The sequence below is a fragment of the Rubrobacter tropicus genome, assembly GCF_011492945.1.
Taxonomy (GTDB): domain Bacteria; phylum Actinomycetota; class Rubrobacteria; order Rubrobacterales; family Rubrobacteraceae; genus Rubrobacter_D; species Rubrobacter_D tropicus.
In genome coordinates, this window is the sequence record NZ_CP045119.1 from 4,371,429 (window position 1) to 4,378,772 (window position 7,344).

The following is a 7,344-nucleotide window of genomic DNA, read 5'->3' on the forward strand; positions in this document are numbered from 1 at the left end:
GCGTACTGACGGGCTGACCAGTTCTAGCGGATCGCTCTGCGAACCGCTAGACGTATGGCGGTATCGTCTCGTCTTTTGCCAGTCGTCTGTAGCCCTCTGCCACGGCGAAGACCTTCTTTACGTACCAGTCGGCGTGATTATAGGAGTAGAGGGCCGCGTACCAGTCGCGTGGCGCCCCGCCCTCCTTCAAGTAGCCGGCCGCCGCGGGTATGGCGTCCCTGGGGTCCATGATGTTGGCCTTTCCGTCGCCGTTGCCGTCGACGCCGGACGCAGCCCACGTCGATGGCAGGAACTGCATCGGGCCCATCGCCCCTGCGGTGGAGGGGCCCATGTTCTGCCCGTGGTTTGACTCCACCTGCCCGATGGCGGCCAGCACGTACCAGTCTTCCCCGAACCCGTACTTCCGGGCAGACTCCTTGTAGAGCTTTATGTATTCCTTTTTGGGGATCGGGCCGACGGGCCTCGCGACTATGTCGTCGCGGGCGACGCCGAGCTGGTATCCCCTGCCGGTCGTACCCCCGCCGCTGGCGGCCCGGCTCTTCAGGATTCGGGCCCTCTCGGCCGCCTCAAGCTCCTGAAGCCGCGCCGCGGACCTCTCCCGCTCGGCCCTCAGCCCGGCTATGGAGTCGTCCAGAGCCGCCTCCTGGCGCCGCAGCTCCTCCGCGGTCGCCTCTTCCTCCTCGACGGCGCCCTCGTAGGCGTTCTCTTTCTCGGAGATCTGGCGCAGCAGGTTCCTGAGCCTGTCCCTGGACTCTTCGTAGGCCTGGAGATCCCGCCTGCCATCGGTCAACACCCTGGCCACCCCGACGTCCAGGCTTCCCCCGACCCCCCGGCCGGAACCGAGCCAGCCGTCGATCAGGGCCCCTAGCCCCTCCAGGTTCCGCCCCTGGTAGGCCGCGCGGGCCCGCTCTTCGTACCGCGCCTTTGACTCGCGGTAGGACTCTTTCTGGGCGGCTATCTTCCGTTCCAGCTCCCGTGTCTGATCCGCGAGCTCTCCGACCCTGGCCCTGGCCCCGTCGGCGCGGGTCTGGGTCTCCTCAAGGTCCCTTCCGACCGAGGAGATCTTCTCGATCCTGTCCCGCAACGCCGCGTCCTGCTCGTCGATCTTCTTCTCGAGGGTCGGGATCTCGACTTTCGGCGCCCCGGTCTCGGAATTCGCGTACTGGTCCCCCGAAACCTCTTGCGCCCCGGCGAGTCCGGCCCAGACGACCACGATACCCCCCATCGAAACCAGCCAGACCGCCACCCAACGCCCCAAGGATCCTCCCGACGTTCACATAAAGAGCGAGTCGCCGACAGTGTATATCACCCCACCCCAACGCGATATACGTGAGACGATGGATTATAGATACATTTGATACTACAACAATATAAACCTTGTGGTGAAAGCGGCGGGTTTGTCTGGTGGTGCTAAGGTGCCTTGCCGGCGGTGAGTAGGTCTACGAGCGCTTCTAGTTGTTCCTGGTCGGTGAACCGGATCTCGACTTTCCCCCCGCGCCGGAACGATTTCACCCTGACGGGCAGTTCTATTGCCTCGCGGATGACGCGGGAGGCTTCGTTGAAGGCGGCGGGCGTCTGGGTAGCCGGGCGCGCTCCTGTTGGTGCGCTTTCGGGTGCCACGTTCGCCTGCTCCCGCACCAGCTCCTCCGTCTGCCTGACGGAGAGCTTCTCGTCGTTGACGCGCCGGGCCAACCGGACCATCTGATCTTCGGCTTGGAGTCCCAACAGGGCGCGGGCGTGTCCTTCGGAGAGTTGGCCCTGCCCGAGCATCTCCCGTATCGAAGCGGGGAGTTGCGCGAGGCGCAGGGTGTTGGTCACGGCGGCCCGGCTCTTGCCGAGCCGGCGGGCGAGCTGGTCCTTCGTGAGCCCGAACCCTTCCATGAGCGCCTGGTAGGCCGCGGCCGTCTCCAGCGGGCTCAGGTTCTCCCGCTGCAGGTTCTCCACGAGCGCGAGCTCCATGGACTCGTTGTCCCCGGCCTGCCTTATAAGGACCGGCACGCGGTCGAGACCCGCCTCCTTGGCGGCCCTCAGCCTCCTCTCCCCCGCTATGAGCTCGAAGCCGCCCGTCGTCGAACGGACCACGAGGGGTTGCAGCACGCCAACCTCGCGGATGGATGAGGCGAGCTCCTCGATCCCGGCCCTCGGGAACGTCTGCCTGGGTTGGCGGGCGTTGGGGCGGATCGCCGATACGGGCAACTCCTCGAATTTCAGCCCCCCGACGCCTTCTCCCGTCGCGATGAGCGCGGACAGCCCCCGCCCCAGTCCCCGCTTACCGACGACCGATCACCTCCTCGGCGACCGCCTCGTATGCCTCGGCCCCCGTGCTTCTGGGCGCGTAGAGCGCTATCGGCAACCCGAAGCTCGGCGCCTCGCTGAGCCGCACGTTTCTCGGCACTATGGTGTGGAAGACCCGATCCCCGAAAAACGAGCGCACCTCTTCGGCCACCTGCCTGGAGAGGTTCGTGCGAGGGTCGTACATCGTCAGCAACACCCCGCCGACCCTCAGCGTCGGGTTTAGTTCTTCCCGCACCATCCGGATGCTCTGCATGAGCTGTGTCACGCCCTCGAGCGCATAGTACTCGCACTGCATGGGGATGAGCACCTCGTCGGCCGCGGTGAGGGCGTTGAGCGTCAGGAGGTCCAATGAAGGCGGGCAATCGAGCAATACCCGATCATAAGCCTCATCGGGAAGCTTCTCCAATGCCCGCTTTAGCTTGAATTCTCTTGCCAGGGAGGAGACCAACTCGACTTCGGCCCCGACGAGGTTGATGGTGGCGGGCGCCACGTGTAATCCGGGGACGCCTGTTTCGAGCGCAACATCCTGAAGCGCTCGCCCCTCCAGAAGTACGTCGTACATGCATCCGCCGGAATCCGGCGACACCGATACTCCAAGGCCGCTCGTGGCGTTTCCCTGGGGGTCCATGTCCACGACCAGGATCTTCTCGCCTTTGTCCGCGAGGTAGGCCGCCAGGTTGATGGCGGTCGTGCTCTTGCCCACCCCGCCTTTCTGGTTCACGATGGCTACGACTGTCTTCACCGTTGGCATCTTAGCACGGCACCCGAACTCTTACCCTAAGCCCGACCGAGCGGTTTCTTGGCCGGCGTACCCACCCGGCGGGGATAGGCATCGGGTGTCTCTTCCACTTTCTTCAACACGATCAATCGCCGCGTCTTCTGCTCTAACTCGGCCAGGATAGGAACCTCAATGGTCTGCAGCACGATCCCTCCTAGCAACCGGGCCGCACGTTCTCCTTCTTCGTATTCCTCGTCCGACATCTGACCTTTCATCGAGACCACGTGTCCTCCCATCTCCAACAACGGAAGGCAATACTCGGCGAGTACTGGAAGCTTCGCCACGGCCCGCACGGTACAAACGTCTTGCGTGGCCCGTCGTAATGGGTCGTGTCCCACGCTCTCCACCCGCTCGTTTACGACCTCGACGTTCGAGAGACCGAGCTTTTCGGCTGTGTGCCGCAAGAACGTGGCCTTTTTGCCGGTGGACTCCAGGAGCGTGAATTTGACATCGGGTAGCGCTACCGCCAGGGGTACGGCGGGTAGCCCGCCACCGGAGCCCACATCAGCTACTCTGGTCGCACTCTTCATCCCGGGAAAGAGCAGGCAGCTCATTGAATCGAGCACGTGTTCGAGGAATATCCGGTCGAGTTCACGAGTCCCTATCACGTTCGCCGCGTCGTACGAACCGAGCAGCCCTGCGAACTCGTACAAACGCATCTCGGTACCCGCGGGCAGATCAATGCCCCATGCGATCAGTTGCTTGCCAAAAGTCTCCACAGCGCTCATGCGGGCGTTTCACGTGAAACGTCGGGACGCGACAAAAGTTTGCCAAAACCAACTTTTGTCGCGCAGGGAGTTTGGCACGGAGCGAGAGCGGGGCGTTTCACGTGAAACAACAGAGACAGTGATCAGACGGGGGAGACGCGGACCCTTCGACTATCGCCGGTGCCCTCGCTCTCCGTGGTCACCCCGGGGTTATCTCGCAGGAAGAGGTGAACGACCCTTCTCTCCGAGGGGTTCATCGGCGGCAGTTCGACGGTCCTATCTTCCCGCATCGCCTTGCGAGCGGTCCTGTGGGCCATACCTTGCAGGGCCTCGACGCGCCGCTGCCTGTACCCTTCGGCGTCGAGGACGATCCTGGCGCGTGAGGACCTGTTGTTGTTGACACCAGCGTTGACCAGGTACTGAAGGGCGTCGATGGTTTCGCCCTTCTGGCCGATAAACAGCGCCGTGTTGTCCGGCGCCACGTCGACCGCGACGTACCCACCCGCATCGTAGACGTCCACGCGGGCCTCGAATCCCATGGCCTCCAGCAACGAGACGACCAGTTCTTCGGTGCTGTCGATCAACTCCTGCGGCACCTTCTCAGGTGCCGCACCTTCCTGCTCGCCAAAGATCTCCGCGAGCCCCGGCCCGGTAGTCGCTTCCTCTGGCGCAGCGGCCGGATCTTCGACCGTTTCCTCAGGTGCCGTTTCGGTTGAATCCGGGAAGACAGTGGGTCCGAGATCCGGCTCATCTACGCCCGCGTCCCGCGCAGGCGTATCCACCTCGATCCGGGCGTCCCTCGCTCCGATGCCCAGAAATCCGGAGTTGCCGGAGTCGACTACCCGGTACGAAACGTCTTCCTCGTTCACGCCGAGATCCTGCGCCGCGCGGGCGACGGCCTCCTCGACGGTGGCAGCGTAGAATTCTCTTCTTTCAGTCATTTCTTTTTCTTTCTCCGCTTCCGTTTCGCGACCTTTGCAGCACGCGCCATCGCGTCCTCGTTACTGCCGTTCTGTGACTGTCCGTTCCGATCCGCGTCCGGTTTCGAGTGGACATCCGCGGAGGTCGACTGTGCGGTCGGTTTGCCGGGAGCTTTGCCGTCCGCGGCGGGCCGACGTCCCGGCCCGTGATGGTAGATGGCGTAGTTCTGGACGAGGGTAACCAAGTTGGAGGTGATCCAGTAAACGAAAAGCCCGGCCGGGAACGAGAGAAGAAAAGCCGTAAATCCCACGGGCAAGAGGCGCATCAGCCAACGCTGCTGCGGGTCCACGTTCTTGAGCGTGATCTCGGTGGCGGCCAACATCGTGATGGCCGAGAGGATCGGAAGGATGTATGTGGGATCGCTCTGGGAGAGGTCCTTGAACCACAAGATACCGCCGTCCACAAAGCTCGGGTACTTCGGCTCCGTGCGGCCGGGCGTGCCGCCAAAAAGCCTGATAACGTAAAAGATGCCGATAAAGATCGGCATCTGGATGAGGATAGGGAGGCAGCCGCCGAGCGGGTTTACCCCGCGGTCCTGATAGAGCTTGGCCATCTCCTCCCGCTGCTTCTGCGGGTTATTCTGGTACTGGGCGCGCACCTTGTCCATGTCGGGCTTCAAGTCTTGCACGGCCCTCATGCTTTTCACTTGCTTGACCGTAAGAGGGAACAGAAGCCCTCTCACGACGATCGTGAGCATCGCGATGCTCAACCACCACGGCGCCCCAACGGTCTGGTGGAAGAAGAGCAGTACCTGGCCGAGAATGCTGACGACCGGGCTAAAGAGGTTCTGGAAAAAATCTGCTATGGCGTTGATCATGCTCTGCAAATCACCTTACCGGAACGGCCAGCGCGCGCCCGCTGTAGGAGAACACGATGGGGGACAGATGGACCACTCCACCTACCACTCTGGACAGGCCGGTACTATTCCCCGACGGCATGGTCTCTGACTTTCAGCTTCGCGAGCGCTTTCGAGAACTCCTCCCGGAGTTCCACGAAGGTGGCCTCCCTGGCCGGCGGCCGGGCCGAGACTACCAGATCAAGGGCGCTGCCGGCCTCAGGGGAGAGGCTGGCAAATATCTCACGCAGCCTGCGACGCAGGGTGTTGCGGACCACGGCGTTACCGACCTTCTTCGAAACGGACAGGCCCAGACGCAGGGTTCCCAATTCGTTGGGAAAAGCGTGGACGGAGAAGAGCTTCCCCCTATAGGCCGTGCCCTGCCTGTAAACCTTCTCGAACTCCGAAGAATCCGTAAGGCGCATGCGCTTGCTTCGCGGCACCCGTCAGACTGCCAGGCGCTTCCGCCCCCGGCGACGGCGGGCCGCTATGACCCTCCTGCCCCCGACGGAGCTCATGCGCTTGCGAAAACCATGGGTCTTCGCCCTCTTGCGGCGATTTGGCTGGTACGTGCGCTTCATCAGACTCCTCTACAGGCGGTTTTAAGATGTACAAGGGATCTAAAGCAGTATATCCGAAGCCCCTAAGGCCATCCAGCTATCCAAGCCCTCCGAAGAATCCGACCAAGAAGGCGACCGTCCACCGTTTTTTCAAGGAAAATCCTGCAAAAGGGCGTTTATCTCCCAAATATCGTGTGGCACACAGTAGCCAAAGTTCGGCCAAAACAGCGCGGTCTGAGGCTTTACTTTAGTTCGATGCACGGCTTTTTCACAACTTTATCCACAGGCTGTGGATAAAGTTGTGGATAAACATGTGAATTGCCTGCAAAAACAGATTTCTCGGCCGTCTGCTGTAGCGTTGGATCGAGGGGTGGGTTACATTCCGTTGCGGGGATGATGCGCGCACAGAGCACACGGATGGACACGGACCGGGCGGAGATAAGCGTCCGCATAGCCGTGTACCCGGCGGGCTCGGACCCCGAGATCACCGAGATAGCCGGTGCGGACCCGCGTTCCGCGACGGCAAAGTTCACGAGAACCGTGATGGGCAAAGTGCGGGAGCTCGGCGGCGAGGTTCCGGAAGAGGCGGTACGAGAAGTGGTCGAGAACCTGATACACGCCGAATACCGGGGCGTCGTGATCTCCGTTCTCGACGACGGCAACGTGGTGCGCGTCTCGGATAGAGGTCCGGGAATACAGAACAAGGAGCGGGCGGTGGAGTTCGGTTTCACCGGGGCCTCGTCCGCGGCGCTCGAAGAGATAAGGGGCGTCGGGGCGGGGCTCGGTATGGCCCGAACGGCGGCGGAGAAGGCGGGCGGCGCTCTGGCCGTCGAAGACAACATAGGCGGCGGGACGGTCGTGACGATCTCGATGGTAGATACGCCGCGGGCGGTTCGGGAAGAAGTTCCGGCGGCGCGTCCGGCGGCACCCAGGTATCCGGGCGGCGTTCCCAGGATGAACATCTCGGAGAGGCAGCAGAAAGTGCTCATCACGGTATTGGAGTGCGGCGAGGTCGGGCCATCGACGGTGGCGGACAGGCTGGAGATCTCTGTCAGCACCGCGTACCGGGACCTTTCGGTGCTCGAGGAGCACGGGCTGGTCCAGGCGCACGAGTCCGGCAAGCGTCTCATCTCACCACTCGGCGAGGACGTAGTAGAGGCCATAGTCAGCGCCTGGGTAAAGTAGCCC

The 7,344-nt window shown here is 62.7% G+C and carries 9 protein-coding genes; 1 reads left to right on the forward strand and 8 read right to left on the reverse strand.

What is annotated here, in order from left to right; translation table 11 throughout:
* Positions 1-46: 46 nt before the first annotated feature.
* From GBA63_RS21915 to rpmH, 8 genes are all read right to left on the reverse strand, one after another.
* A complete protein-coding gene (locus tag GBA63_RS21915) occupies positions 47-1,258 on the reverse strand; it encodes a lytic murein transglycosylase (protein ID WP_323127022.1) in 1,212 nt (403 codons plus the stop codon).
* Between the two features lie 152 nt (positions 1,259-1,410).
* Positions 1,411-2,196 carry a ParB/RepB/Spo0J family partition protein gene (locus GBA63_RS21920; RefSeq protein ID WP_228282241.1) on the reverse strand — a complete coding sequence of 262 codons (786 nt, stop codon included), beginning with the start codon at positions 2,194-2,196 and terminating at the stop codon, positions 1,411-1,413.
* 73 nt (positions 2,197-2,269) lie between these two features.
* Positions 2,270-3,037: a ParA family protein gene (locus GBA63_RS21925; RefSeq protein WP_166179644.1), complete on the reverse strand. Its 768-nt coding sequence runs from the start codon at positions 3,035-3,037 to the stop codon at positions 2,270-2,272.
* Between the two features lie 35 nt (positions 3,038-3,072).
* Entirely contained in the window at positions 3,073-3,801 is a 729-nt protein-coding gene (gene rsmG / locus GBA63_RS21930; protein WP_166179646.1) for a 16S rRNA (guanine(527)-N(7))-methyltransferase RsmG, read from the reverse strand.
* A gap of 122 nt (positions 3,802-3,923) precedes the next feature.
* A complete protein-coding gene (jag, locus tag GBA63_RS21935; protein WP_166179648.1) occupies positions 3,924-4,721 on the reverse strand; it encodes an RNA-binding cell elongation regulator Jag/EloR in 798 nt (265 codons plus the stop codon).
* Positions 4,718-5,578 (reverse strand): YidC/Oxa1 family membrane protein insertase, encoded by an 861-nt coding sequence (locus tag GBA63_RS21940; RefSeq protein ID WP_228282644.1) that lies wholly within the window; start codon positions 5,576-5,578, stop codon positions 4,718-4,720. Before GBA63_RS21940 ends, jag begins: the two co-directional genes overlap by 4 nt.
* Positions 5,579-5,682: 104 nt before the next feature.
* Entirely contained in the window at positions 5,683-6,021 is a 339-nt protein-coding gene (rnpA, locus tag GBA63_RS21945; protein ID WP_166179652.1) for a ribonuclease P protein component, read from the reverse strand.
* Positions 6,022-6,042: 21 nt separating this feature from the next.
* Positions 6,043-6,177 (reverse strand): 50S ribosomal protein L34, encoded by a 135-nt coding sequence (gene rpmH, locus GBA63_RS21950; RefSeq protein ID WP_166179654.1) that lies wholly within the window; start codon positions 6,175-6,177, stop codon positions 6,043-6,045.
* A 396-nt stretch (positions 6,178-6,573) separates the two neighbouring features.
* Between rpmH and GBA63_RS21955 the strand changes: the two genes are divergently transcribed.
* A complete protein-coding gene (locus GBA63_RS21955) occupies positions 6,574-7,341 on the forward strand; it encodes an ATP-binding protein (RefSeq protein ID WP_166179656.1) in 768 nt (255 codons plus the stop codon).
* The last annotated feature ends 3 nt before the right edge of the window (positions 7,342-7,344 follow it).